27 protein-coding genes are annotated in these 24,079 nt (G+C 70.1%); 11 read left to right on the top strand and 16 right to left on the bottom strand.

All coding sequences use genetic code 11. The features are described from left to right. Window positions 1-71: 71 nt before the first annotated feature. The 5 genes from G6039_RS04995 to G6039_RS04975 form a co-directional block, all read right to left on the bottom strand. Window positions 72-1,634: a CotH kinase family protein gene (locus tag G6039_RS04995; protein WP_206530740.1), complete on the bottom strand. Its 1,563-nt coding sequence runs from the start codon at window positions 1,632-1,634 to the stop codon at window positions 72-74. Next, complete coding sequence (locus G6039_RS04990; protein WP_006944084.1) at window positions 1,634-2,311, bottom strand: DUF4956 domain-containing protein; 678 nt, start codon at window positions 2,309-2,311, stop codon at window positions 1,634-1,636. Before G6039_RS04990 ends, G6039_RS04995 begins: the two co-directional genes overlap by 1 nt. Window positions 2,312-2,380: 69 nt before the next feature. Continuing rightward, window positions 2,381-3,289: a polyphosphate polymerase domain-containing protein gene (locus tag G6039_RS04985; protein ID WP_043799960.1), complete on the bottom strand. Its 909-nt coding sequence runs from the start codon at window positions 3,287-3,289 to the stop codon at window positions 2,381-2,383. Window positions 3,290-3,553: 264 nt separating this feature from the next. Then, the gene (locus G6039_RS04980) at window positions 3,554-4,075 is read right to left on the bottom strand and encodes a DnaJ family domain-containing protein (RefSeq protein ID WP_029546623.1); all 522 of its coding nucleotides are present in this window, start codon (window positions 4,073-4,075) and stop codon (window positions 3,554-3,556) included. Window positions 4,076-4,107: 32 nt separating this feature from the next. After that, on the bottom strand, window positions 4,108-4,278 hold the full coding sequence (locus G6039_RS04975) for a hypothetical protein (RefSeq protein ID WP_155951819.1): 171 nt from the start codon (window positions 4,276-4,278) through the stop codon (window positions 4,108-4,110). 26 nt (window positions 4,279-4,304) lie between these two features. Between G6039_RS04975 and G6039_RS04970 the strand changes: the two genes are divergently transcribed. Then, the gene (locus G6039_RS04970) at window positions 4,305-4,826 is read left to right on the top strand and encodes a CGNR zinc finger domain-containing protein (RefSeq protein ID WP_006944073.1); all 522 of its coding nucleotides are present in this window, start codon (window positions 4,305-4,307) and stop codon (window positions 4,824-4,826) included. Window positions 4,827-4,836: 10 nt separating this feature from the next. Here G6039_RS04970 and G6039_RS04965 read toward each other — a convergent pair whose 3' ends face one another. The 9 genes from G6039_RS04965 to G6039_RS04925 form a co-directional block, all read right to left on the bottom strand. Then, window positions 4,837-5,619: a putative protein N(5)-glutamine methyltransferase gene (locus tag G6039_RS04965; RefSeq protein ID WP_006944068.1), complete on the bottom strand. Its 783-nt coding sequence runs from the start codon at window positions 5,617-5,619 to the stop codon at window positions 4,837-4,839. Between the two features lie 17 nt (window positions 5,620-5,636). After that, entirely contained in the window at window positions 5,637-5,927 is a 291-nt protein-coding gene (locus G6039_RS04960; RefSeq protein WP_006944067.1) for a GNAT family N-acetyltransferase, read from the bottom strand. A gap of 17 nt (window positions 5,928-5,944) precedes the next feature. Beyond that, window positions 5,945-6,406: a MarR family winged helix-turn-helix transcriptional regulator gene (locus G6039_RS04955; RefSeq protein ID WP_006944066.1), complete on the bottom strand. Its 462-nt coding sequence runs from the start codon at window positions 6,404-6,406 to the stop codon at window positions 5,945-5,947. Window positions 6,407-6,451: 45 nt separating this feature from the next. Continuing rightward, complete coding sequence (locus tag G6039_RS04950) at window positions 6,452-6,910, bottom strand: carboxymuconolactone decarboxylase family protein (protein WP_043799956.1); 459 nt, start codon at window positions 6,908-6,910, stop codon at window positions 6,452-6,454. Next, window positions 6,907-7,383: a bacterioferritin gene (bfr, locus tag G6039_RS04945; protein ID WP_006944064.1), complete on the bottom strand. Its 477-nt coding sequence runs from the start codon at window positions 7,381-7,383 to the stop codon at window positions 6,907-6,909. Before bfr ends, G6039_RS04950 begins: the two co-directional genes overlap by 4 nt. Window positions 7,384-7,428: 45 nt before the next feature. Continuing rightward, on the bottom strand, window positions 7,429-7,626 hold the full coding sequence (locus G6039_RS04940; RefSeq protein ID WP_006944063.1) for a (2Fe-2S)-binding protein: 198 nt from the start codon (window positions 7,624-7,626) through the stop codon (window positions 7,429-7,431). A gap of 166 nt (window positions 7,627-7,792) precedes the next feature. Beyond that, on the bottom strand, window positions 7,793-8,548 hold the full coding sequence (locus tag G6039_RS04935; protein ID WP_006944062.1) for an AIM24 family protein: 756 nt from the start codon (window positions 8,546-8,548) through the stop codon (window positions 7,793-7,795). After that, window positions 8,545-9,261: an AIM24 family protein gene (locus tag G6039_RS04930; protein WP_206530738.1), complete on the bottom strand. Its 717-nt coding sequence runs from the start codon at window positions 9,259-9,261 to the stop codon at window positions 8,545-8,547. The genes G6039_RS04935 and G6039_RS04930 overlap by 4 nt, the downstream gene beginning before the upstream one ends. Before the next feature lie 11 nt (window positions 9,262-9,272). Continuing rightward, window positions 9,273-9,893, bottom strand: a complete 621-nt coding sequence (locus G6039_RS04925) for an AIM24 family protein (RefSeq protein WP_006944059.1) — start codon at window positions 9,891-9,893, stop codon at window positions 9,273-9,275. 57 nt (window positions 9,894-9,950) lie between these two features. On the opposite strand from G6039_RS04925, the gene G6039_RS04920 reads away from it, so the two are divergent. Both G6039_RS04920 and G6039_RS04915 read left to right on the top strand, forming a co-directional pair. Further along, window positions 9,951-10,715 carry an IclR family transcriptional regulator gene (locus tag G6039_RS04920; protein WP_044476359.1) on the top strand — a complete coding sequence of 255 codons (765 nt, stop codon included), beginning with the start codon at window positions 9,951-9,953 and terminating at the stop codon, window positions 10,713-10,715. Window positions 10,716-10,813: 98 nt separating this feature from the next. Then, window positions 10,814-11,998 (top strand): 4-hydroxybenzoate 3-monooxygenase, encoded by a 1,185-nt coding sequence (locus G6039_RS04915; RefSeq protein WP_043799955.1) that lies wholly within the window; start codon window positions 10,814-10,816, stop codon window positions 11,996-11,998. A 151-nt stretch (window positions 11,999-12,149) separates the two neighbouring features. Here G6039_RS04915 and G6039_RS04910 read toward each other — a convergent pair whose 3' ends face one another. Next, a complete protein-coding gene (locus G6039_RS04910; protein WP_043799954.1) occupies window positions 12,150-12,842 on the bottom strand; it encodes an SDR family NAD(P)-dependent oxidoreductase in 693 nt (230 codons plus the stop codon). A 132-nt stretch (window positions 12,843-12,974) separates the two neighbouring features. Between G6039_RS04910 and G6039_RS04905 the strand changes: the two genes are divergently transcribed. The 8 genes from G6039_RS04905 (at window position 12,975) to G6039_RS04870 (ending at window position 22,814) form a co-directional block, all read left to right on the top strand. Beyond that, on the top strand, window positions 12,975-13,868 hold the full coding sequence (locus tag G6039_RS04905) for a LysR family transcriptional regulator (protein ID WP_043799951.1): 894 nt from the start codon (window positions 12,975-12,977) through the stop codon (window positions 13,866-13,868). A 146-nt stretch (window positions 13,869-14,014) separates the two neighbouring features. Then, window positions 14,015-15,379, top strand: a complete 1,365-nt coding sequence (locus G6039_RS04900) for an MFS transporter (RefSeq protein ID WP_006944053.1) — start codon at window positions 14,015-14,017, stop codon at window positions 15,377-15,379. 66 nt (window positions 15,380-15,445) lie between these two features. Continuing rightward, window positions 15,446-16,384, top strand: coding sequence for a shikimate dehydrogenase (locus G6039_RS04895; RefSeq protein ID WP_043799949.1), 939 nt, complete (start codon window positions 15,446-15,448; stop codon window positions 16,382-16,384). After that, complete coding sequence (locus G6039_RS04890; RefSeq protein WP_043799946.1) at window positions 16,381-18,333, top strand: oxidoreductase; 1,953 nt, start codon at window positions 16,381-16,383, stop codon at window positions 18,331-18,333. Before G6039_RS04895 ends, G6039_RS04890 begins: the two co-directional genes overlap by 4 nt. Beyond that, the gene (locus G6039_RS04885) at window positions 18,330-19,166 is read left to right on the top strand and encodes an aldo/keto reductase (protein ID WP_029546614.1); all 837 of its coding nucleotides are present in this window, start codon (window positions 18,330-18,332) and stop codon (window positions 19,164-19,166) included. The genes G6039_RS04890 and G6039_RS04885 overlap by 4 nt, the downstream gene beginning before the upstream one ends. Then, complete coding sequence (locus G6039_RS04880; RefSeq protein ID WP_029546613.1) at window positions 19,166-20,260, top strand: Gfo/Idh/MocA family protein; 1,095 nt, start codon at window positions 19,166-19,168, stop codon at window positions 20,258-20,260. Before G6039_RS04885 ends, G6039_RS04880 begins: the two co-directional genes overlap by 1 nt. After that, window positions 20,257-21,987 (top strand): FAD-dependent oxidoreductase, encoded by a 1,731-nt coding sequence (locus G6039_RS04875; protein ID WP_043799943.1) that lies wholly within the window; start codon window positions 20,257-20,259, stop codon window positions 21,985-21,987. The genes G6039_RS04880 and G6039_RS04875 overlap by 4 nt, the downstream gene beginning before the upstream one ends. Continuing rightward, complete coding sequence (locus G6039_RS04870; protein WP_006944035.1) at window positions 21,984-22,814, top strand: sugar phosphate isomerase/epimerase family protein; 831 nt, start codon at window positions 21,984-21,986, stop codon at window positions 22,812-22,814. Before G6039_RS04875 ends, G6039_RS04870 begins: the two co-directional genes overlap by 4 nt. Before the next feature lie 99 nt (window positions 22,815-22,913). On the opposite strand, the gene G6039_RS04865 is transcribed toward G6039_RS04870, so the two are convergent. After that, on the bottom strand, window positions 22,914-24,071 hold the full coding sequence (locus G6039_RS04865) for an acyl-CoA dehydrogenase family protein (protein ID WP_043799942.1): 1,158 nt from the start codon (window positions 24,069-24,071) through the stop codon (window positions 22,914-22,916). Window positions 24,072-24,079 lie beyond the last annotated feature (8 nt).

Below are 24,079 nucleotides of genomic sequence, written 5' to 3'. Positions count from 1 at the left end.
GGTCCGGCTGTGAAACCGGGCCGCACCTCGCGCCCGGCGCTCGCGCCTCGTCCGGTCGACTGTCACGCAGCTCAGCTGTCACGCAGCTCCGCGAGCGCAGCGGTGCGCTGTTCGATCCAGGACCGCATCGAGTCCGCGCTCGACTGGAGGGAAGCGGCCGGGAGTGCGTCGCTGACAGGGACGGTCGAGACCAGGGTGTCGAGCACCTCGATGGCGCGTCCGCTGCCGTACATCTGTTCGTGGAGGTCCCGGTAGGCGTCCTCGTAGACCTGGGTGAAGGCGTCGGATTCGAGGAACCGTGTCTTCAGGCTGTTGCCGGACTGCACCCGGCCTGCCCCCTGCCCGCCCTGCGGTGCAGCTGCGCCCGGAGGCAGCATCCCACGCGGCTGGGGCATGGTGCCGGGGTCGGCCGCCGCGGTGCCGGCCTCGCCCTGCCCGGGGCCGCCCATCGCGCCGGGTGTCATCGAGACGGTGTCGTGCGGGCCGGTGGTGACATCGCCTTGCATGGCCAGGTTCAGGTCCCAGGACACGACGGAGAGCTTGCCCGTCTGCAGGTCGTACCAGAGGTAGTAGTTCTGGCCCGGCCCGCTCATGTCGTCACCGTTGACGAGCAGGTTCTGCGTGGCGACGTACCGCGCGAACGAGTCCACGTCCACCCACTCCGACAGGTGTGCGCCGAACTCCTCGTCGCTCGCCGAGTCCAGCCATTTCAGGAAGCTGACGACCGGCTGCAGGTTCCCCGTCCCGACCGCATTGATCTGCTCGAACTGGTCGGCGTAGTCCGACTGGTCGTCGCCGATGTACTCGAACCGCGACGACGCGTCCGCCTTGTACAGGTAGCCGTCGGAGTCGAACAGGGAGTTCGCATACGTGTCGTCGGGGTGTTCGAGCAGCAGGCGCGTGGTGGTGGCGCTGTCGTTGACCGAATAGACCGTGTACGCGTAGCGCTGCGTCGGCTGCCCGGTCTCCGCGGTCAGCGACAGGGCCATCGCCTCGTTGAGCACGGGCGAGCCGGGACGCACCGAGATTTCGGTCATGCCCTGGTAGGCGCGGCCGCCGGCGTTCTCGTCGAAGCTGATGAGCAGCGGCAGCGACGTCGGATCGTCCTCGGACGCCTGCGACATGCCGCCCGGGCCGCCCATGGCCGCCGGATCGAATCCGTCGGGCAGCTCCATCCCCTCCGGGGGCTCGAAGCCCTCGCCGCCGGGCCCGGCGTCCTCGCCGCGCACGCCCATGAGGGTGGAGTTGCCCTTCAACCGCACCGAGACGTCGGTGATCAGCGTGCCGTCGATGGTGACATCGGCGGTGACCCACTTCTTCTCGCCGGTGCTCTGGAAGGCGGTGATCATCTCGTCGTATTCCGCGTCGGTGATCTCGACCGACAGTTCGTGCGGGACCGAGGCGTCGAACAGGTCCACCGTGCCGGTGATGTTGTCGGTGATCTCCGAGGCGATGATCGTCGGGTCGCCGGTGATGTACGGGCGGATGCGGGTCGCCCCGAACACGGTCGCCAGGATCGTCACGAACACGACGAACACAGCCAGGAGTTTCCAGTGCCGGCGCAGCGACGTCGGGACCCGGTGCCGGAGCCGGCGCCGCGGCGGCGACTGCCCGGCGGTGGGTGTGTCGTCCATCAGATGTCCGTCTGGTCGTATCCGGTCAGGACGGTCACCCGCTGGCCGGTGTTGACCGCACTCAGGGCCGAGATCAGCTCGTTCGGCTTCGTGCCCTTCTTCAGCTGCGCGGTGTAGTACAGCTCGGTCAGCGCACCGGAGCGAACGGATTCGGTGGAGACCAGTTCGAACTCGGAGCAGTACCGGATGAGCACGTCCTCGACCAGCGCGTTGTACTCCTGCTCCGGCGGCACCTGCACCTTCACGACCTGACGCTGGACGTCGAGCTTGAACCAGTTGAACTTGTTCATGATCAGCAGCACCAGGCAGATCGCGATCGTCGCGGCGATCGCCAGCAGGTAGAAGCGGGTGCCGGTCGTCATGCCGACGGCCATCACCAGGAAGATGAAGCCTACATCGCGAGTTTCCTTGATGGCGTTGCGGAATCGAACCACCGACAGGGCGCCGACGAGTGCGAACGCGCGGGCGATGTTGGAGCCGACGACCAGCATGATCAGCGAGATCACCATGCCGACCAGCACGAGGGTCTGCACGTAGGACTGGCTGTAGGAGACGTTCCTGTGGGTGTGGCGGTAGACCCAGCCGATGATCGAGGCGAGCACGAACGACAGCGACAGCGACACGATGATGTCGAACGTCGTGAACGTCCCGCTGAGGTCTTGCAGGTCGAAATTCATGATGGTCCTGGTTCGGTGTAGGGACGGGAACGGCGCCCGTGCGGGGGACGCGGGCAGACGGTGCGGCGGTCAGCGCGCCATCGTCGAGGTCTCGAAGAGACCGGTCGGCACACGGTCGTCGAAGCCTTGCGGCAGAACGAGTTCGGGGGCGCCCATCCGGGAGCGCGGAGCGAGGCCGAACGCCTCGACGGACTGGCAGTACTTCGAGACGCGGACGACCGACATGTCCAGCCGGGCGGTCAGATCGGTCGCCCAGTACGGAACGCGTTCGTTGGCCTTCAGTTCGACGATCGCCAGCCTCGGCGGGACGACGAACCGGTTCTGTGCTCCCGAGGCGAAGTGGAAGTCGCGGTCGCGGCCGTGCACCTTGTGGTCGATCGTCACTCGCAGGCCGAGGTCGGCCTCGCGGCCGACGAACGCCTCCCGCAGGTAGCCGGTGGTCACGATCGGCCGCAGGTCGAGGTTGCCGATCAGCGTCGTCACCTCGTGGACGAACGGGCGTTGCGAGGGTTCGCAGTCGATCTCCTGCCGTCCGTCGAGCCAGCGTCGCGCGTTCCCGTACGGCACTGCGATGCGCCGTTTCTGGGTGACGCGGTTGACGCGCTGCTTGATCTCGATGTGCACCGGCGTGTCGTCGGTGCATTCGGAAGGGTTGCCGTACAGGCGCATCCGCAGCTTGCGCCGGAACCGCAGGCCCTCGATCTTCTCCCAGTAGAACCGCAGGTCCGGCGTGTCGTAGTAGAGCGAGGTGACCGGATACCCGCCGTGGGGCGAATACGGATCGGTGTCCATCCGCGCCGCGAGTTCCCGCCGCAGTTCGGGGACCTTCATCTCGTCGACGAAGTATTTGATCTCGTAGCGGTTGAAGGCGTGCAGCCTGCCGGCGGTCTGCTGGTAGCCGGTCGGTGCGGTGGGGACGTCCTCCGCCCGGTGCGTACCCTTCGCGGAGGACGTGCGGAATCGGTCGAACACTCCCATGGAACCGGCCTCTCGTCGGCGAACCGCTGTGCGGTGAACGCGATGCGAACGACACCAGTACAGCCGGTGACGCTCGAGGAACCTTGGGACGTTCCTGGCAGTCTGCTGGCAACGGGTACGCCGACCGGGACTGCACTTTCGTCTCCGCGACACGAACCGACGAACGCCCCGACAATCAGCGAATGGTGGTCGCGGACGGCTGTGGACCGCGCGGCTGTGCGGTCGTGCGGATTCGGGGGAGCGAACTCGTCGCCGCTCTGCGCCTCAGGTTCCGGCGGACCGGATTCCCAGGACTCGGTGCCACCAGCGCCGACGCGGCGGCTCGGGGGCGTACTCGCGCAGCACGGCGGCCGCTGCCGCGGCCCGCTCGGCGCGTTTCGACCGCAGTTCCGCCCGGTCCGCGGCCCACTGCCGGACCACCTCCTCCGGGTCGACCCTGTGGATGGGGACCAGGGGGCCGCTCGGTGCGCGCAGGCAGTCCACGATCCGCCGGTTCAGCTCCCGGACGATCTGCCGCACCGCCGGCTCGGAGGGTACGTCGAGCACGGTGCCGCGCAACCGCTCGATCTCCTTGCGCAGTTGCAGCGGGGGCGGCAGCAACGCCTCGGTCGACAGTCCTTCCCGGCGCAGATAGTCCTTCACCCACCACAGCTCGTCGTCGCTGCGATGCGGGATGGGTTTGCCGGCTCCCCTGAGGTTGTCGAAGTCGCCCCGCTCCTGCGCGACGCGGATCTGACGTTCGATCCACGACTCGAAGGTGATGTCCGGCCGCTTGCGCTCGGTCATGGAGGCGATTGTCCTCCGCGGGGCGCCGGGTTTCACGGTCGCGGGGTGACCGGGACCGTCGCCGACACGCCGATCGGATCGGCGACGAGGGGCGTCGCGACCATGTGCCAGCGGCCGCACGCGCAGCGCTGGTAGCGCACCACGCCTTCGCTCGTCGGGTGGCGGGAGACCTCGGTCCAGTGGTGGCGATGGGATGTCTGCATGCCACCCAGCGTGATGTAATGGCATTGTGCATCTCAACCCTTACGGCGAGTATGCCGTGCGGCTCGCCGCGGATCTGGTGAACGACCCGCCCGTGACCGTCGACGCGCTGGTGCAGCGCTGCGTCGAGGCGGGCCTGGTGATCGACTTCCCGGTCGGTGCCGACGACCTGCTCGGCGTCGGCGCGATGCTCGGACGCTGGTGCCGCGTCGTCGACGCGACCGGGGACGCCGAGCGCGCCGCGCTGGTCAACGAGATGCTTGCCGCCGCATCGGCGTACCCGCGCATGACGAACCACGCCGGCGACGGCTGGCACCTGCACTACCGGGACGACCAGCATTCCCTCGCCGGTGTCGTCGAGGCCCTCGTCTCCGTGGGAACGGCCCTGCACCTGGTGGGCCGGGGCATGCACCGCCTCGGCCGCTGCGCCCTCGACGAGTGCGACCACGTCTACGCGGACACCTCCCGCAACGGGCGGCAGCGGTACTGCTCGCCGCGGTGCGCGAACCGCGACGCCGTGCGCCGGCACCGGGCCGCGCACGTCGGGTGAGCCCGGACGATCAGCGCGGAGCGGTGCCGACGACGACGGTCGCGAACGCGTCGTCGCTGTGTACCACCTGCGGGATCAGCCCGCTGCGGGCGAAGCACTCGGCGATCCCGGCGGCCTGCCGCTCGCTCGATTCGACCAGCAGGTGCCCGCCCGGTGCCAGCCATCGCCCGGCCGTCGCGGCCACCCGCCGCAGCACGTCGAGGCCGTCGGCGCCCCCGTCGAGGGCGATGCGGTCCTCGTGGTCCCGGGCCTCGGCGGGCAGCAGCGCCAGGTCCGCGGTCGGTACGTACGGCACGTTCGCCAGCAGGAGGTGGACGCGTCCGCGCAGCACCTCGGGGAGCGGGTCGTAGAGGTCGCCCTCGTACACCCGGCCGCCGAGCGCGGCGACGTTGCGGCCCGCGCACCGCACCGCGGCGGGATCGAGGTCCGTCGCATGCAGGTCCACCCCGGCAACGGCCGTCGCCACCGCGGCACCCAGGGCCCCCGAGCCGCAGCACAGGTCGACGACGACGGCGCCGGGCACGGCGAGAGCGACGGCGCGATCGACGAGGAACTCGCTGCGCCGGCGCGGCACGAACACCCGGGGGTCCAGGAGGATGCGCAGGCCGTGGAACTCGGTCCAGCCGAGGATGTGCTCGAGCGGCTCGCCGGCGGCGCGCCGGTCCACCATGCCGGCGAGCTCGCCGGGCGTGCCGGCGGCCTCGACGAGCAGCCGCGCCTCCTCCTCCGCGAACACGCAACCCGCGCGCCGCAGGGTGGCCGCGACGGCGGAGGGATCCGGCGGAGTCGGCATGCGGCCGTGTCCCGGTCTCAGTCGGCGAGATCCTTGTATTCGGGGTGCTTGTCGATGAAGCCGTCGACGAACGGGCAGATCGCCACCACCCGCTTGCCGCGGGCACGCACGTCGTCGAGCGCGAACCGCACCAGCGTGCTCGACAGGCCCTGGCCCGAGTAGGCGCGGTCGACCTCGGTGTGGTCGAACACGAGTTGAACGTCGCCGTCGGGGTGGTACTGGGTGTAGCCGACGACGGTGTCGCCGTCGCGCAGTTCGTAGCGCTGTTGCTGCGGATTGTGGACGGCGACGACGGACGGGTCGCTCATGGCATTCCTCCGGCTGTTCAGGTGTTGTCGAGCAGGTGCGCGCGCATCGCGGTGTACGTGTCACCGAAGCGGGTCACGTCCTGAGGGCTGAGCAGGTCGAACACGTAGGAGCGTACGGCCTCGACGTGTCCGGGGCTGGCCTGGGCCAGCTTCGCGGCGCCGGCCTCGGTGAGTTCGGCCAGCATGCCGCGCTTGTCCTCGTCGCATTCGACGCGTTGCACCCAGCCGGCGTCGACGAGGCGGCTGATCGCGCGGGTGACGCCGCTGCGGGTCGTGACGACGGCGTCGGCGAGGGCGCGCATGCGCAGCCGCCGGCCGGGGGCCTCCGAGAGGGCGACCAGCAGTTCGTAGTCGGTGAGGGACATCCCGGAGTCCTGGGTGAGCTGCTTGTCCAGGGCGCTCATCAGCAGCCGGGTGCTGTCGAGGTAGGCGCGCCAGGTGCGCTGCTCGTCGTCGCTGAGCCACCGGGTCTTCGTCATCCGTCGAGAATAACCGGGTGGTTGCTCAGGAAATCAATTCGGCCGTCACTGTTGCGGGGGACGTACCGGGTGCCGGCTGACGATGGAGATCCGGTTGAACGCGTTCATCGCCACGGCAACCCACGCGATCGCGGAGAGTTCGTCCTCGGTGAGCCGGGCGCGCGCGAAGTCGTAGTCCCGGTCCTGCAGGTGACTGTCGGGCAGCGTGGTGATCGACTCGGCGAGAGCGGCCTGCTCCTGCTCGGTGAACAGGTCCGTCTCCCGCCAGGCCCGCAGCACCGCGAGTCGCTGGGTGGTCTCGCCCTCGCGCAGGGCGTCCCGGACGTGCACGTCCAGGCAGTAGGCGCAGCCGTTCATCTGGGAGACGCGTACGTTCACCAGCTCCACGAGCCGACGCTCGAGTCCGGCGTCGGCCGTGGCCTGGCGGATCGCTTTGGCTACCTCGATCTGCGCCCGGTACACCGGGCGGGTCTGCTTGTCGATCGGGACGCGCGCCTCGCTCACTCCGGCGGCGATACGTGCACGGAGATGTAGAGGGCTTCGCCGAGCTGCTCGAGCAGGCCCAGCTGGGTCTCCAGGTAGTCGATGTGTTCTTCCTCGTTCGCGAGGATCTCCTCGAAGATGCGGGCCGAGGTGATGTCGCTGACCGAGCGCATGTACTCGGAGCCCTTGCGGAGGCGGTCGCGGGCCTCGATCTCGACCTGCAGGTCGGCCTCGAACATCTCCTTGACCGTCTCGCCGAGCCGCAGCGTGCCGAGCCGCTGGTAGTTGGGCAGGCCCTCGAGGAACAGGATCCGGTCGGTGAGGGTTTCGGCGTGCCGCATCTCCTCGAAGGATTCGGCGCGGGTGTGCGCGGCGAGCTTGGTCCAGCCGTTGTTGTCCTGCATCTTCGAGTGCAGGAAATACTGGTTGATCGCCGTGAGCTCGGCGGTGAGCTGCTCGTTGAGGTACTCGATGACCTTCTTGTCGCCCTTCATGGCGCCTCCCGGGGACCGAACGCGGATCGACCGCCGGGTAGGGGTCTAGACGGCGGTCTCGAGTTCGATCCTCTCATCCCGCTCGCGGGATGCGCGAACGATCGCCGAGATATTTCGGACGCACCGTCCGCAGTCGGTGCCGGCGCGGCAGGCCGCGCCGATCTCGCGGGTGCAGCGCGCCCCGGCAGCGATGTGGGCCTCGATGTGCCGGTGCGAGAGAGCGTGGCAGCTGCAGACGATCATCGAGACCCTCCTGGACGTACTACTTAGGTTCACCAAACCTTACCTCAATGAGGTGTGGCTTACCTGTGAGCGTAGTCACAATCCGGCCTCGGGCGCCCCGGGCAAGTGCCCAGTCCCGGCCCGGGGTGCCCTGAGGCCGGTGCTGCCGGGCTCAGGGCTGCCGAGTTCAGTGCTGCTGTGACTGCAACTGCGACGCCACCACCTGGTTGATCCGCTGCAGACCGCCGGGGGTCAGACCCGGTAGCTGTCCCTCGATGGTCCGGACGATCGCGCTGTCGTCGATCACCTTCTCGCTGGACTGGATGAGCACGGTCCCGGCGCCCGTGAAGTCGAACTGCCGCTCCTCCCCGGACTGCACACCGAACATGCGCGCCCCCGCCGCCACGAAGCCGTTGACCCACGCCTCGTCGTAGTGGTGGCTCGGCGACGGGCAGTCCGCCCACCCGACGAGCGCCTCGGGATCGACCCGCAGCGGCGGCTCGGCGAACATCACGGGCCCGTTCGACGACGCGAGGAACTTGCCCGTCCCGATCAGCGTGAGGAAGCCCGGCACGATCGACTGGTTCAGCGACAGCCCGGGCTCGAACGCGAGCAGGTTCGCGGCCCGGATGGTGAGGTTGCCGTCGTCGAGGTCGTAGGAGTTGATGTCGTACCCACGGTCACCGAGGATCAGCTTCCCGTACCCCTCGGCGACGACGTAGTCGCCCATGTACAGCGGGGCCGAGAACTGGTGCGCCACCATCTGCAGCAGCTGCCCCTGCAGTCCGTGGGTGAGCGAGGTGAACTGCACCTGCCCGTAGTAGGCGATCATCGCGCCCTTGGACAGGAACCACGGGCTCTGCAGGTCGATGCAGAAGGCGTAGTGGTTGCCGGGCAGGTTGTCGCTGCCGACGAGGTGGGACGGGTTCAGGACGACGCTCACAGTTTCTCCTCCGACGCTTGCACGTAGACGATGCCCTGACCGGTGCATTCGAGCTGGAGGCCCTCGCCGCCGCTGCGCCCCGCGGTGCGCCAGCTCATCGCGGACTTCAGTTCCGTCCGCACCGGTCCGTGGGCGGCGATGAAGGACTGCGGGTCGACGACGACCGGGGCCGGCCCGCCGACCTGCAGCTCGAGGAATCCACCGTGCCCGAGCAGCACCGCGGCCCCGCGCCCGGACAGCTGGGTGGTGAACATGCCGGTGCCGGTCACCATGCCGGTGGCGGCGCTGCGCAGCGCGCCCAGGAAGCCGCCACCGCCCCCGCCGCCCCCGGCCGGGGGCGCCGACATCGACACCACCGAGCTCTGCAGGCTCGCGGTGTATCCCAGCAGCCGCGACGCCTCCACCCGCAGCTCGCCGCCCGCGGACAGGTCCACCACGTGCACCTCGAGGCCGCGGAAGCCGTAGTGCACCACGCCGTTGCCCTGCGCGAGCATCGTGCGTTCGTGCTCGCCCTGCATCATCCGTCCCGCCATCCCGGCGATCCCGCCCATGCCCGGCATCCCACCGGCCCCGGGTACCTGGTGCGGAGCGAACTGCACCATGCCGGTGTAGAACAGCATTGCGCCGCGACGGGCGACGACCGGCCCGGACTGGTTCAGATCGACCTTGACGACCTTGCCGTTGATCTTCGAGAACACCGCTGTCTCCGTCATCGCTGCCTCCCTCACCGCTCCGCCGGCTGGATGGACACGACGCCCATGCCGTCCCACCGCAGCGAGAACGCCTCGCCGCTGCCCTGACCGACGAACGTGCGCCACGAGACGTCGGTGACGAACGACTGGCTCAACTGTCCCTTCGCGCACACGAACGCGTCCGGGTCGACGACGAGCGGGTACTGCGGCGAGACCTCGAGGTGGATCAGTGGGCCACCGGCCGACAGCAGCGCGACCTGCCCGCTGCCGGTGACCGTCGTGGTGAACAGGCCCTGGCCGCTCATGTTGCCGCGCACCCCGGCGAACGTGACGTTCGTGGTGAGGTTGCCGTTCAGGGCGAGCAGTTGCTCCGACTCGACCTGCAGGGTCTCGTTGTTCAACTCGAGCACGGTGACGTCCTGCCCCTGGTGGGCGAGATAGACCACGCCGTTGCCGGCGCACTCCATCAGCGACAGGCCCTCACCCGTGGCCCGCTGCCGCAGGCCGGCCAGCACGCCCTCGCCGCCGCCGAATCCGGCCGACTTGAACTGCACCTGGCCCTCGTACGCCACCATCGACCCCGACAGTGCCCGGATGCTGGTGTTGTTCAGGTGCGCCTCTATGACCCGTTTCGATCTCTCGACCAGTCGCATGCGCGAACACGATAGACGCTCGGCCGCCGGTGTGCCCTTCCGGCTCGCGCCCGCCCGATGCGGACACCCCACAATGGGTGCGTGCCCGATGTTCCCGACCGGACCCTGCTCGGCCGCGCCTTCGCCGTGCTGGGCGCGTTCACCGCCGAGCGCCCGCGCCTGACCCAGTCGGAACTGAGCCGCCGGACCGGGCTGCCCCTGCCGACGGTGTTCCGGCTGTGCGGCCAGCTCGTCGACGCCGGGGCACTCGAACGCCGTGCGGACGGCAGCTATCAGGTCGGGGTGCGGGTGTGGGAGCTCGGCGCCCTCGCGCCCCGCGCGCACGGCCTGCGCCAGGTGGCGATGCCCTATCTCGAGGACCTGTTCGATGCGACCCGGGAGAACGTGCAGCTGGTCGTCCGGGAGGGGCTCGAGGCGCTCTACGTCGAGCGGTTGTCGGCGCGCGGTGCCGTGGCCGTGGTCGGCCGGGCGGGCGGCCGGCTGCCGCTGCACGCGTCGAGCGGTGGGCTGGTGCTGCTCGCCCACGGCGGGCCCGAGCTGCTGCAGGAGGTGCTCGATGCCGGGCTCGAACGGTTCACCCCCGCCACGATCACCGACGAGGCCCGGTTACGGCGCGTGCTCGACGGCGTCCGCCGCACCGGCATCGTGATCTGCCGCGAATACCTGAACGTGGGCACGATGGCGATGGCGGCACCGATCCGGGAGCGTTCCGGCCGGGTCGTCGCGGCGATATCGGTGGTGGTGTCGATCGATGCGGATCCCGCGCCGTTGATCCCGGCCATGCGAGCGGCGGCGAGCGGCATCTCCCGGCGGCTGACCTGAAAGCTGTCTTTCACTGAGTGAAAGTGGGGGGTGACGACGTGGACCTTCCTTCGGGACAGTGAGGGTCGTCACCGCTTCCCGATCCCGAGGAGTCCCCCATGAGCGAATCCCGCACCCAGGTCGCCGTCGTCGGCGCCGGCCCCGCCGGGCTGATGCTGTCGCACCTGCTGCACCTGCGCGGCATCGAGTCCGTCGTGCTCGAGGCGCGCTCGCGGGAGGACATCGAGGCCACCATCCGCGCCGGCGTGCTCGAGCAGAACACCGTCGACCTCATGGTCGAGACCGGCGTCGGCGACCGGCTGAAGGCCGAGGGTTACGAGCACCACGGCGTGGAGTTCCGTTTCGGCGGCAGGGGTCACCGCATCGCGTTCGACGAACTCGTCGGGCGCGCGGTCACCGTCTACCCGCAGCACGAGGTCAACAAGGACCTCATCGCCCGCCGTCTCGCCGACGGTGGCGACCTCCGCTTCGGTGTCTCCGACGTGCAGGTCCACGACCACCTCACCGATCGGCCGTACCTGACCTACACCGACGCGCAGGGCAACCCGCAGCGCCTCGACGCGCTGCTCGTCGCCGGCTGCGACGGCTCGCGCACCGGCACCCGCGGTCTGATTCCGGCCCCGCAGGTGCGTACCGACCACTTCCGGCAGTACCCGTTCGCCTGGCTCGGCATCCTCGCCGAGGCGCCCCGCTCGTCGGAGGAACTGATCTACGCCCGGCACGAGCGGGGCTTCGCACTGATCTCCACCCGCACCGCCGACGTGCAGCGGCACTACCTGCAGGTGGACCCGGACGACGACGTCGCCAACTGGTCCGACGACCGCATCTGGAGCGAACTGCACGCCCGGGTCGACGGGGAGGGTGCCGAGATCAAGGACGGCCGGATCTTCGAGAAGTCGATCCTGCAGTTCCGCAGCTTCGTGTGCGAGCCCATGCAGCACGGCAACCTGTTCCTCGCCGGCGATGCCGCGCACACCGTCCCGCCGACCGGCGCCAAGGGGCTCAACCTCGCGGTCGCGGACGTGTTCGTGCTGGCCCGTTCGATGGACGAGTACCTCACCCGCGGTGAACGCGGCCGGCTCGACGGTTACACCGCGGAAGTTCTGCCGCGCGTGTGGCGGGCCCAGCACTTCTCGTGGTGGATGTCGTCGATGCTGCACGCCCACCCGGGCAGCAGCCCGTTCGACAACAAGCGCCAGGACGCCGAGCTCGACGCGATCACCCGTTCCGTCGCCGGACGCACCCTGATCGCCGAGCAGTACACCGGGTGGCCCCTGGTCTGACGCGTCGACGCCCTCCGCGCGCAGCCTGCTCCGGGTCGAACGGGAGCTTGTCGCGCCGAGCGGGCCGGGACGGCGGCGTCGGCCGAGTAGCTCCGACGACAAGTTCCCGCTGGACGCGGAAACCTCCCGCTCGTCGGCCGAGTGCGGACCGTCAGTACGACGCGCGGCCGCCGCTCGCGTCGTACACGGCGCCGGTCGAGAAGCTCAGCGCGTCCGAGGAGAGCCAGGCGACGAGTTCGGCGATCTCGTCCGGCCGGCCCATCCGGGCCATCGGCGTCAGGCTCTGCGACCGCGCCAGGATCGCCGGATCCGTTCCGGCGTTCATCGGGCTCTCCACCGCCGCGGGCGCAACCACGTTGGCGAGCACCCCGGTCGTCGCGATCTCCTTGCCGAGCGACTTCGTCAGCGCGATCACCGCGGCCTTGGACGCCGAGTAGGCGCTCTGCTTCGGATTGCCGTCCTTGGCCGCGATGCTCGCCAGGTTCACGACCCGGCCCCAGCCGGCGCCGATCATCGCGGGAACGAAGGCGCGGCACGCGAGGAACGTGCCGTCGACGTTGATGCGGAACGTGCGGTGCCAGTCGGACAGCTCGGTGTCGACCAGCGGCGCCGACGGTCCCACGACGCCGGCGCTGTTGACGAGGATGTCGACCCGGCCCAGGCGTTCTCGCAGCCGTTCGACGGCGACGGGGTCGGTGACGTCGATGCGTTCGTCGGCGCCGTCCGCGATGTCGGCGGTGACGACCCGGACGCCCGCGGCGGACAGCCGCCTCGCGCAGGCCGCGCCGATTCCGCTCGCCCCGCCGGTGACGAGCGCGGTCGCGCCCGAGGGATAGGTCACCATACGGCTGCTCCTCGCCGGTGTGTGGATAGTAGTCTGAATCCATGTGCGAAATCGAAACAATCGGAGACGCACCATGTATGAATCTGGATATACGGCTGTAGGTGCAGTCGTCAAGTCCCCGAAGGGATCGACATGGAGATCCGCTGGCTTCAGGCCTTCGTCGCCGTCGCGGAGGAGCTGCACTTCGGCCGGGCCGCCGCCCGCTTGCAGATGGCGCAGTCACCCCTGAGTCAGACGGTGCGCAAGCTCGAGAAGGACCTCGGTGTGCCGTTGTTCGAGCGCAATACGCGCAGCGTCGCCCTCACGGCGGGCGGTCACGCCTTCCTGCCCCACGCCTACCACATCCTCGAAAGCGTCGAGACGGCACGGCAGGCCACGCGCGCGTCCGCCGGCGGCGTGTACGGCCGCATCAAGATCGGGTTCACCGGTGTGCTGAACCATCTTTCGCTCCCGCCGCTGACCCGGGCGCTGCGACAGCGTTACCCGGACATCGAGCTCGACCTCGTCGGCCGCATCATGACCCGCGACGCGGTCACCCAATTAGAGAGTGGCGCATTGGATCTCGCGTTCGTCGGGCTGCCGGTCCAGTCCACGGCGGTGGCCACCCGGCTGATCCGCCGCGAGTCGTTCGGTGCCGTGCTGCCCTCCGACCACCCGCTCGCCGGAGAGCCGGAGATCGACCTGCACGAACTCGCGGACGACGGCTTCATCACCACCCCGTTGTCGGCGGGGTCGGCCCTGCAGGAGAGCGCCATGCGTGCGTGCCTCGACGCGGGGTTCCGCCCGCGCGTGGTCCAGGAGATCACCGACCCGTACATGATCCTGGTGCTCGTCTCGGCCGGCGTGGGGGTGGCGTTGATGACGTCGAGCATCGCGACGATCACGCCGCCGGGCACGGTCTTCGTCCCCCTCGCCGGAGAATCCGTCTACATGCACCACGGGATCGGCTGGTCGCCCCGGCGCGTGTCGCCGGCGCTCGAGGTGGCCTTGAAGGTCGCCGAGGAGATTCTTCCGACGCCCGATTGAGATGATAAGGGTCTTTATCTGAGACTTTTTCAGTGTTGGACGCTGCATAGTGCGGCGTGTCACGCTCGTCTCGTTCCGGCGACTGTGAGGGCCATCACCGAATGGCCGACTCGGCGTCCGTCGGATCCTGGGACGAAAGGAACGCCATGGCGAACACGCACGCTGCCGGCCCCGACGGACGACCGAACGAGAACGCCCGCCGGGCGGCCATCTCCGGTTTCCTGGGCAGCACCCTGGAGTACTACGACTTCTTCATCTACGGCTCCGCCGCAGCCCTCGTCTTCGGGAAGATCTTCTTTCCCGGCGACGGAGCCACCTCGACGCTGCTGTCGATCAGCACCCTCGGCGTCGCATACATCGCCCGCCCGCTCGGCGCCGTGCTGTGGGGGCACTGGGGCGACAAGTTCGGCCGGCGCAACGCCCTCCTGGCCTGCCTGATGCTGATGGGCATCGCCACGTTCGTCATCGGCTGCCTGCCCACCTACGAGCAGATCGGCATCGCCGCGCCGGTGATCCTGGTGCTGCTGCGCCTGCTGCAGGGCCTGTCGGCCGGTGGTGAATCCCCGGGCTCGTCGTCCCTGACGCTCGAGCACGCCCCGGCGCACCGGCGCTCGTTCTTCACGTCGTTCACCATGAGCGGCATCATGTTCGGCATCGTCATCTCGAGCCTCGTGTTCATTCCGGTGGCATCGCTGCCCGACGAGGCGCTGTACTCGTGGGGCTGGCGGGTGCCGTTCTGGCTCAGCATCGTCGTCACGGTGGTCGCGGTGTGGCTGCGCCGCAAGCTCGACGAGCCCGAGGTGTTCGAGGAACTCCAGGAGAACGGCGAGACCGCCACCCTGCCGGTCGTCGAGATGTTCCGCTCGCACTGGCGCACCGTCCTGCGGATCAGCCTCAGCGCCACGTTCGCCATGATCAACACGATCGTCAATGTCTTCGCACTCGCCTACGCCGTGCAGGTCGAAGGCTTCGAGCGCTCCACGATGCTGTGGGCGATCGCCGCCGCCAACTTCGTGGCGGTACTCAGCCAGCCCGTGGCCGGGCTCCTCGCGGACCGGATCGGCCGCAAGCCGGTGTTCGTGTTCGGTGCCCTCGGCTCGGGCGCGATGGTGTTCGCCTTCTTCCACGCCATCGGAACCGGCAGCACGCCACTGGTGTTCGCCTCGGGGATCGTGCTGATCGGCTTCTTCTACGCCATGCCGAACGGTGTCTACCCGGCCTACTTCCCGGAGCAGTTCCCGGCCCGGGTCCGGTACACGGGCATGGCCGTGAGCCTCATGCTCGGTCTGCTCGTCGCCGGATTCACACCCGCCGTCGCGCAGATGCTCTCGGCGGGGGACACCAGCAACTGGGCCCCGGTCGCCTGGATGTGCCTGGGCTTCGCGGTGCTGTCGTCGATCGCCGCCCTCACCGGTCCGGAGACCTACCGCACCCCCACCGAGGACCTGGGCGAGCGTCGCCCGGCGCCGGCGGCGCGACCGGCGCAGGAACTCGTCCGCAGCGACGTCTGACCGGCCACCGAGCCCCGGCGCCCGACGCGCCGGGGCCACGGCCCGTCCCACCCCGTAGGAGTAACCGTGACCCCGTCCACCGCCCGCCACCGCATCCGGCTCGTGGGGGCAGGCATCGCCTCGTCCCTGTCGCCGGCCCTCCACGAGCGCGAGGCCGCCGCACTCGGTGTGAGCGACTACCGCTACGAACTGCTCGACCTCGAGGCGGAGAACGTTCCCGTCGAACGCACCGGCGACCTGGTGCGCGCCGTCGTCGCCGGCGGCTGCACCGGCCTGAACATCACCCACCCGTGCAAGCAGGTCGTCATCCCGGCCCTCGACGGCCTGTCCGACAACGCCCGCCTGCTCGGCGCGGTCAACACCGTCGTCGTCCGGGACGGGCGCCTGATCGGCCACAACACGGACCACAGCGGATTCCTCACGGCGCTGCGCCGCGGGCTGCCCGATGCCGCCCTGGATGCGGTCGTGCTGGTCGGTGCGGGCGGTGCGGGCTCGGCGGTGGCCTACGCGCTCGCCGCCGCGGGTGTGGCGGACCTGCGGATCGCCGACGTGGACACCGCCCGCGCCGCGGACGTCTGCGCGCGACTGTCCACCGCCTTCCCCGCGACACGGGCCACGGCTCTGCCGGCGGAGGCGATCCCCGCCGCCCTGCGCACGTGCACCGGGGTGGTCAACGCCTCGCCGATCGGCATGGTCGGCCACCCCGGAACGCCGTTCGACACCGGCGCCCTGCACCCCGGGCTGTGGGTCGCGGACATCGTCTACCGGCCGATCCGAACCGAGCTGATCGCGGCCGCAGCGGTTCTCGGCTGCGACGTGCTCGACGGCGGGCAGATGCTCGTCGCCCAGGCCGCCGACACGTTCGCGCTGCTGACCGGGATCCGTCCGGACGTCGACCGCATGCGGAAGCACCTCGACGAGGTGATCTCGGACCGGGTTCTCGTGGCCGCGCCGGTGGACCGTGCGCCGGCCGGACGTCCCGATGCCCACCAGGAGATGGAATGAACACCACCGCGTCCTTCGCGCAACCGCTGGACATGGGTTCGGTCCGTTTGCGCAACCGCTTCGTGTCCGCGCCCATGGAACGCAACTACTGCGAACTCGACGGCACGATGACCGACCGCTACATCGCCTACCTCGAGCGACGTGCCGCCGGAGGCGCCGCGCTCGTCTTCACCGAGGCGAGCTACGTGCGGGCCGACGGCAAGGGCCGCATCCGCCAGATGGGTGTGGACGTCGACGAACGCATCCCCGGCATCGCCCGGATGGCGGAGGCGGTGCACGCCCACGGCGCGCTCGTCGGTGTCGAACTCAACCACGGGGGCCGCACCGCGCAGGGCGCGGTGAGCGGATTCGTCCCGGTCGCCCCCACCCCGATCCCGTGCGCGGTCGTCGGCGGCGAGATGCCCGAGCAGCTCGACAGCGACGACATCGAGCACCTCGTCGAGTGCTTCGGTGAGGCTGCGGCACGCTGCGCGGAGGCCGGCGTCGACGTGATCTCCCTGCACGGCGGGCACGGTTATCTCATCCACCAGTTCCTTTCGCCCGCATACAACCACCGCGACGACGAGTGGGCCGAGCCGACGCTGTTCGTCAACCGGGTCATCGACGCGGTCCGCACCATGGCGCCGGGTATCACTCTGGGACTGCGCTTCTCGGCCTTCGAGGCGGTCGACGGCGGGCTCGACGCGGAGACGACGCGCGAGCGCATCGACGCGATCGACACGCACCGGCTGGACTTCCTCGACGTTTCGGCGGGCAACTACGAGTCGGGGCAGTGGATCATCCAGCCGGGGGAGTGGCAGCGCGGTCTGCTCGCCCCGTACGCCGAACCGTATGCCCGCGACTTCGACATCCCGGTGGGCGTCGCCGGCCGGATCAGCTCACCCGAGACGGCGGAGCAGATCATCGCCTCCGGCCGGGCCGACTTCGTGAGCATGGCCCGGACCCTGCACGCCGACCCGGACTTCCCGAACCGTGCCCTCGACGGGGGCCGGTACCGGCCCTGCATCGCCTGCAACTACTGCATCGACAGCCTGGCGGCCGGGCCGATCCCGTGTTCGGTCAACCCGTGGGTCGGTCGCGAACTCGAGCAGCCCTCGAAGCCGGCCGGGACCGCGGTGCGCGTCGCCGTCGTGGGCGGCGGACCGGCCGGCACGGCGGCCGCACGTGAGCTCGTGCTGGCGGGCCACAGCGTCGACCTGTACGACGAACGCGGCAGTCTGGGTGGCGATTTCGCGTTGGCCTCCCGGCTGCACGAGTACCCGGAATACCACCGGATCGTCGACTGGTACCGCGACGAACTCGCGGACCTGAATGTCACCTGCCACACCGGTACGAGAGTCGATGCCGCCACGCTGGCCCCGCTCGACTTCGACGCGATCGTCCTCGCGACCGGCGGGCGCGGACCGGCGATCGACCTTCCCGGTGCCGGCACGCGACGGATCCGCGACGTGCGGGAGTTCCTCGCCTCCGGGGACCCCGCGCCCGAGTCGATCACGATCTTCGGTGCCGACCGGGAGGCCGCGGCGGTGGCCGACGACCTGCTCCAGCACGGCACGAGGGTGGTGATGATCGGTCCGCAGGAGACGATCGCGCACGATGTCGGCCGTCGCGGCAAGATCGTCCTGCTGCCCCGGCTGGCGGCGAGCGAGAACCTCACCACGTACCTGTCGTCCGTCGTCACGCACATCGAGGCCGACCGGGTGGTCATCTCGACGAACGGGCAACAGCGCACCGTGCCCGCGCCCGGGGAACTGCTCGTCTCGCACGGCGTCGAGCCACGCGCCGGCCTGCTGACCGAGCTGCGGCGGCTCGCGCCGCGGCTCGGCGTCCATTCCGTCGGGGACGCGAGCGGCGACGGCGGCTCCCTTCATGCCGCGCTCGTCACGGCCGCCGACGTCGCCGTCCGCATCACCGCGGCCGCCGATTCGCGCGTGGGGGCCGACGCGTGAACCCGGAGACCACCGCGCCGGCACCGGATTCCGTGCGCACCGCGCTGCCGCGCCTCGGCCTGGGCACTTGGCCCCTCGTCGGGCCCGACGCCACGCGCGCCGTGCTCGCCGGTATCGAGGCCGGATACCGGTTGATCGACACGGCAGCGATCTACGGGAACGAGGACGCCGTCGGCGCCGCCCTCGCCACCTGCGGCGTGCCCCGCGACGACCTGTTCGTCACCACCAAACTCCGCGGCAGCGACCATGTTTCCGGCGACGTTCGCGGTGCCGTGGAGCGGAGCCTCGAGCGCCTCGGCCTCGAGCGGCTCGACCTGTTCCTCATCCACTGGCCGCTGCCGCGGTTCGACCGGTACGCCGCGGCTTTCGAGGCCATGCTCGAGTGCCGCGACGCCGGGCTCGTCCGCTACGTGGGGGTTTCCAACTTCCTCGGCCACCATCTGCGCAAGGTGGTGGCCGAGACCGGGGAGGCTCCCGCCGTCAACCAGATCCAGATGGACCCGTCGCTGGCCCGCCTGCCCGTCCGCCGCGCGAACGACGAGCTCGGGGTGTTCACCCAGTCGTGGAGCCCGCTCGGCCGCGGCGAGGTGCTCGGCGCCCCCGTGGTCGCCTCGATCGCGGACCGCGTCGGCTGCACGCGCGCGCAGGTCGTGCTGGCCTGGCACCTCGCGCAGGGCGTCGTGCCGGTCGCGCGGTCGGCGAACCCGGCGCGCCAGTCCGAGAATCTGGCCGCCGTCGACGTGGAACTCACGGCGGCGGACGTCGCCGCGCTGAACCGTCTCGACCGCGGCGAAGCCGCGGCCCGGGACGTCGAACGAGAGGAACACTTCTGATGCCCCTTCGTGCAGGCATCGTCGGATGCGGAAAGATCGCGGGCAACCACGCGCACGCACTGCAGCAGGTGCCCGGCGTCGAGGTCGTCGCGTGCTGCGACCCCGACCTGGAGCGCGCTCGCGCATTCGCCGCCCGGCACGGCATCGCCCACGCCGTCGGATCGGTGGCGGAGTTGTTCGCTCTCGGCCTCGACGCCTGCACCGTCTGCACACCACACCCCGTGCACGAACAGATCGTCCTCGCCGCCGCCGAGGCCGGGATCCACGTGCTGTGCGAGAAGCCGATCGCGGTGGACGTGGCCGCGGCCGACCGGATGATCGCGGCCGCCGACCGCGCGGGCATCACCTTCGGGGTGTTGTTCCAGCGCCGATTCTGGCCCGCGGCGCGCCGCATCAAGGCGGCGATCGACGACGGCCGCCTCGGCGTTCCCGTCCTCGGGGAGGTGTCGGTGATCCTGCACCGCCCGTCGACCTACTACTCGGCCGACGCGTGGCGCGGGCGGTGGGACACCGACGGCGGGGGCGTCCTCATGACGCAGGCCGTACACCAGATCGACATGCTGCAGTGGTTCATGGGTGCGCCGGTCCGCGTCAGTGGCTTCGTCGGCACCCGCTTCCACGGCGAGCACATCGAAACCGAGGACAGCGCCTCGGCCGTCGTCTCGTTCGCCTCCGGTGGCACCGCGACGATCACCGCCACCACCGGCGCCAACCACAACCTCGGCAACCGCGTGACGGTGATCGGCGCAACCGGGGCGATCGCGAGCGTCCTCGAGTTCCCCGAGGGGCGTGAGGGCGTCAACGAGCTGTGGACCGCGCCGGGCGAGGTGGAGCTGCGAACCCCGTATTCCCCCGAGGTCGACGCCAATCTCGACGTCCGCGACGTCAATGCCGGCCTCGCCGACTTCCACACCCTGCAGGTCCAGGACTTCGCCGAGTCCGTGCTGACCGGCCGCCGGCCCGCGGTGACCGGGCGGGACGCCCGCGCCTCCCTGGCCGTCGTCGCCGCGATCTACGAATCCTCCCGCACCGGCCGGGTCGTCGACCTCGCGCCCGCACCCACCCTCGTCTCGTCCGGCAAGGAGCTCCGATGACCCCCGACACAGTGTCCGAATCCCTCACCTACGACGTGGTTGTCGTCGGGTCCGGCGCGGGCGGCCTGTCCACGGCCGTGGCTGCCGCCCACGGGGGCGCCTCCGTGCTCGTCGTCGAGAAGGCGGACGTGTGCGGCGGCGCCACCGCCTGGTCGGGCGGGTGGATGTGGACGCCGCGGACCCTGTTCGCCCACGCCGACGGGGTGCACGAGGACCGCTCGGAGCCGCGCCGCTACCTCGAACACCGGCTCGGGGACAACTTCGATGCCGCCAAGGTGGACGCGCTCCTCGACGGTGCCCCCGAGATGGTCGAGTTCTTCGAACACCACACGGCGCTGCAGTTCGTCCCCGGCGCCGCCATCGCCGACATCCACGGTGACACCCCCGGCGCCGGCACGGGACACCGCTCCGTCGCGCCGAAGCCCGTGAGCCTGCGCCGCCTCGGACCCGACGTCGCCGCGCTGCTGCGTCGGCAGCTGTACGAGACCTCGTTCCTCGGCATGGGCATCATGGCCGGCCCGGACCTGCAGGCCTTCCTGCACTCGACCCGCTCGGGCCGGGCGTTCCTGCACTGCGCGCGCCGCGTCTCGACCCACATGTTCGACCTCGCCACCAGGCGTCGGGGCCAGCAACTGGTCAACGGGACGGCGCTCGTGGGCCGGCTGCTGCGCTCCGCACTCGATGCCGGCGCCGACATCCGCGTCGCCACCGCCGCCACCGCACTCGTCACCGACCCGTCCGGCCGTGTCGTCGGTGTCCGGCTCGACGGCCCCGACGGCGCCTACACGGTGTCCGCCCGCCGGGGTGTCGTCCTCGCGACCGGCGGGTTCACCCGCGACCTCGACCGGCGGCGAGAGCTGTTCCCCCGCACCCCGACCGGACGCGAACACTGGACGCTCACGCCGTCGACGACGACCGGTGACGGCATCTCGCTGGGCGAATCCGTCGGTGGCCGCCTCGACCGTTCGCTCGCCTCGCCGGTGGCATACTGTCCCGTATCCCTCGTCCGGTACCGCAACGGCAGGCAAGGCGTGTTCCCGCACATCCTGGACCGCGGAAAGCCCGGTGTCATCGGGGTGCTGGCCGACGGACGCCGTTTCGTCAACGAGGCGCTCGGATATCACGACTACACACTGGCAATGGTCGAACAGGTGCCGGACGGCGAGGAGATCTGCTCCTGGCTGATCGCCGACCAGCAGTACCTGCGGTACTTCCCGCTCGGCATGGCCAAGCCCTTCCCGATCCCGACGTGGCCCTACCTGCGATCCGGATACCTCTCGAAGGGCCGGACGCTCCGCGAACTCGCGGAGCGGATCGGCGTCGACCCGGACGGGCTCGAGAAGACCGTCACCGCGTTCAACGAGAGCGCACGCCTCGGGGAGGATCCCGAATTCGGTCGCGGCACCACCCCGTTCAACGTCAAGTCCGGGGATGCGGACAACCCGTGGCCCAACCCGTCCCTCGCGCCGCTCGAGCGCGGACCGTTCTACGCCGTCAAGGTCGTCCCCGGCAGTTTCGGCACGTTCGCCGGCCTGGTCACCGACTCGTCGTCCCGGGTGCTGAACCGCGAGGACCGGCCGATCGACGGGCTGTTCGCGGTCGGCGTCGACCAGTCCAGCGTGATGGGCGGTCACTACCCCTCCGGCGGAATCAATCTGGGCCCGGCAATGACCTTCGGGTACCTGACCGGACGCCGCCTCGCATCGACCACAGGAGCCACCCGATGAGCACCCCGCTCGGCCTCGCCGCCCTCACCGTCCTCGACACACCGCCGCTGCAGCACGTCGATCTCGCCGAACGGCACGGATTCGACACGATCGGACTGCGTCTGCTGCCCGCGGCGCCCGGCACCACGGCTTACCCGCTGCATGAGGACGACGCCGCGCTCTCCGCGCTCGTCCGCCGTCTCGCCGATTCCCCGGTCCAGGTGTTCGATCTCGAGATCATCCGTCTCGGTCCGGATTTCGACCCGTCCGACTACGCTCCGCTGCTCGAGGCGGGCGCGCGGCTCGGGGCGCGGGCCGTCCTGGTCGGCGGCGACGACCCCGACCGGGCCCGTCTCACCGACTCCTACGCGCGGCTGGCGGAGCTGTGCGCCTCCTACGGCATCGTTGCGAGCCTCGAATTCATGCCGTGGACAGCGGTTCCCGACGCGAAGACGGCCGTCGAGATCGTCGCCGGGGCCGACGGTCCGGCCCGCAGCGTGCTCGTCGACGCGCTGCACGTCGCGCGCTCTTCCACGACCGTCGCCGACCTGGCGGCCATCCCGCGCGAGTGGTTGCACTACGCCCAGATGTGCGACGGCGCCACCCCCGCCCCGCGCGATCACGCCGAACTGATCCGGCACGCCCGGGAGGAAAGGCTCGTGCCCGGCACGGGCGGCATCGACCTCCCGGCGATCTGGTCCGCCCTGCCGGAGGGGCTGCCGGTGAGCATCGAGCTGCCGAACGAGCCGCTGCGCCAGGCGATCGGCACGGACGCCTGGCTCGAGCAGCTGGTCACCGCCACCGGGGCCGTGCTCGGACGTGTCCCGGCCACCGCGATCGTCGAGTGAATCCGGAGCGCAACCGAATTCGCTCGCAGTACCGGAATCCGCCCACGCCGTGGCATGGGCGGATTCCGGTTCGCCGCACGGATCCTGTGCGGGCGGCGGTCAGAGCCCGAGATCCTTGGCGATGATCGTCTTCATGACCTCGCTGGTGCCGCCGTAGATGCGGGTGACGCGGGTGTCGGCGTAGAGCCGCGCGATCGGGTACTCGGTGATGTAGCCGTAGCCGCCGTGCAGCTGCAGGCACTTGTCGATGACCCGGCCGGCGGCCTCGGTGCAGAACAGCTTGGCCTTCGCCGCGTCCGCGACGGTCAGTTCGCCGGCGTCGTGCAGGTCGAGGGCACGGTCGACCATGAGCCGGATCGCCTCGACCTCGGTGGCGCACTCGGCGAGGACGAACTTGGTGTTCTGGAACGACGCGACCGGCTTGCCGAACACCTTGCGGTCCTTGACGTACGCGATCGCGTGCGAGAGCGCCGCGGCCGAGGACGCCGATGCGCCGAATGCGATGGTCAGCCGCTCCTGCGCGAGATTGTGCGTCAGGTACGAGAATCCGGATCCCTCCTCGCCGAGCCGGTCCGTCACGGGCACCTTCACGTCGGTGAAGGACAGCTCGGCGGTGTCGGACGCCTTGAGGCCGATCTTCTCGATCTTGCGGCCCACGGCAAAGCCCTCGGAGGTGGTGTCGACGACGAGAATGCTCAGCCCCGCGCGGCGGTCCTCCGGCGTGGCGGGCGCCGTGCGGCACACCACGAGGATGCGGTCGGCGAGCGCACCACCGGTGATGAAGGTCTTCGCGCCGTTGACGACGTAGTGGCTGCCGTCGGCCGACAGCTTCGCCGTCGTCGAGATGTTCGCCAGGTCCGACCCGGTGCCGGGCTCGGTCATCGCGATCGCGAACATCAGTTCACCCGAGGCGAATCCGGGCAGCCAGCGCTGCTTCTGCTCCTCGGAAGCGTACTCGAGCAGGTACGGCAGGATCAGGTTGGAATGCACCGAGTAGCTGCCGAAGGACACGCCCGCGGCGGCCGTCTCCTCGGCGACGACGGCGTTGAACTTGATGGACTTCTCGCCGCCCCCGCCGAACTCCTCGGGCACCTGGATGCCGAGCACGCCGAGCTCACCGAGACGGCGGTAGAAGTCGCGCGGCGGATGCCCCTCGACCTCCCAGTCGTGGTGGACCGGCGCGACCTCCTTGGCGATGAAGTCGCGGACGAGCTTGCGGAAGGCCTCGTGGTCCTCGTTGAACACGGTTCGCTGCACGGAAAGGT

The sequence above is a fragment of the Rhodococcus aetherivorans genome (genome assembly GCF_011058165.1).
Taxonomy (GTDB): Bacteria; Actinomycetota; Actinomycetes; order Mycobacteriales; family Mycobacteriaceae; genus Rhodococcus; species Rhodococcus aetherivorans.
Note: the sequence above shows the minus strand (reverse complement) of the source record. Positions and strands in the feature narration are given on the sequence as shown.

Coding starts and splice junctions, on each gene's coding strand:
- G6039_RS04995 (WP_206530740.1), bottom strand. CDS start 1,634: ATGGACGACACACCCACCGCCGGGCAGTCGCCGCCGCGGCGCCGGCTC.
- G6039_RS04990 (WP_006944084.1), bottom strand. CDS start 2,311: ATGAATTTCGACCTGCAAGACCTCAGCGGGACGTTCACGACGTTCGAC.
- G6039_RS04985 (WP_043799960.1), bottom strand. CDS start 3,289: ATGGGAGTGTTCGACCGATTCCGCACGTCCTCCGCGAAGGGTACGCAC.
- G6039_RS04980 (WP_029546623.1), bottom strand. CDS start 4,075: ATGACCGAGCGCAAGCGGCCGGACATCACCTTCGAGTCGTGGATCGAA.
- G6039_RS04975 (WP_155951819.1), bottom strand. CDS start 4,278: ATGCAGACATCCCATCGCCACCACTGGACCGAGGTCTCCCGCCACCCG.
- G6039_RS04965 (WP_006944068.1), bottom strand. CDS start 5,619: ATGCCGACTCCGCCGGATCCCTCCGCCGTCGCGGCCACCCTGCGGCGC.
- G6039_RS04960 (WP_006944067.1), bottom strand. CDS start 5,927: ATGAGCGACCCGTCCGTCGTCGCCGTCCACAATCCGCAGCAACAGCGC.
- G6039_RS04955 (WP_006944066.1), bottom strand. CDS start 6,406: ATGACGAAGACCCGGTGGCTCAGCGACGACGAGCAGCGCACCTGGCGC.
- bfr (WP_006944064.1), bottom strand. CDS start 7,383: ATGAAGGGCGACAAGAAGGTCATCGAGTACCTCAACGAGCAGCTCACC.
- G6039_RS04940 (WP_006944063.1), bottom strand. CDS start 7,626: ATGATCGTCTGCAGCTGCCACGCTCTCTCGCACCGGCACATCGAGGCC.
- G6039_RS04930 (WP_206530738.1), bottom strand. CDS start 9,261: ATGACGGAGACAGCGGTGTTCTCGAAGATCAACGGCAAGGTCGTCAAG.
- G6039_RS04925 (WP_006944059.1), bottom strand. CDS start 9,893: ATGCGACTGGTCGAGAGATCGAAACGGGTCATAGAGGCGCACCTGAAC.
- G6039_RS04920 (WP_044476359.1), top strand. CDS start 9,951: ATGCGGACACCCCACAATGGGTGCGTGCCCGATGTTCCCGACCGGACC.
- G6039_RS04915 (WP_043799955.1), top strand. CDS start 10,814: ATGAGCGAATCCCGCACCCAGGTCGCCGTCGTCGGCGCCGGCCCCGCC.
- G6039_RS04910 (WP_043799954.1), bottom strand. CDS start 12,842: ATGGTGACCTATCCCTCGGGCGCGACCGCGCTCGTCACCGGCGGGGCG.
- G6039_RS04905 (WP_043799951.1), top strand. CDS start 12,975: ATGGAGATCCGCTGGCTTCAGGCCTTCGTCGCCGTCGCGGAGGAGCTG.
- G6039_RS04900 (WP_006944053.1), top strand. CDS start 14,015: ATGGCGAACACGCACGCTGCCGGCCCCGACGGACGACCGAACGAGAAC.
- G6039_RS04890 (WP_043799946.1), top strand. CDS start 16,381: ATGAACACCACCGCGTCCTTCGCGCAACCGCTGGACATGGGTTCGGTC.
- G6039_RS04880 (WP_029546613.1), top strand. CDS start 19,166: ATGCCCCTTCGTGCAGGCATCGTCGGATGCGGAAAGATCGCGGGCAAC.
- G6039_RS04875 (WP_043799943.1), top strand. CDS start 20,257: ATGACCCCCGACACAGTGTCCGAATCCCTCACCTACGACGTGGTTGTC.
- G6039_RS04870 (WP_006944035.1), top strand. CDS start 21,984: ATGAGCACCCCGCTCGGCCTCGCCGCCCTCACCGTCCTCGACACACCG.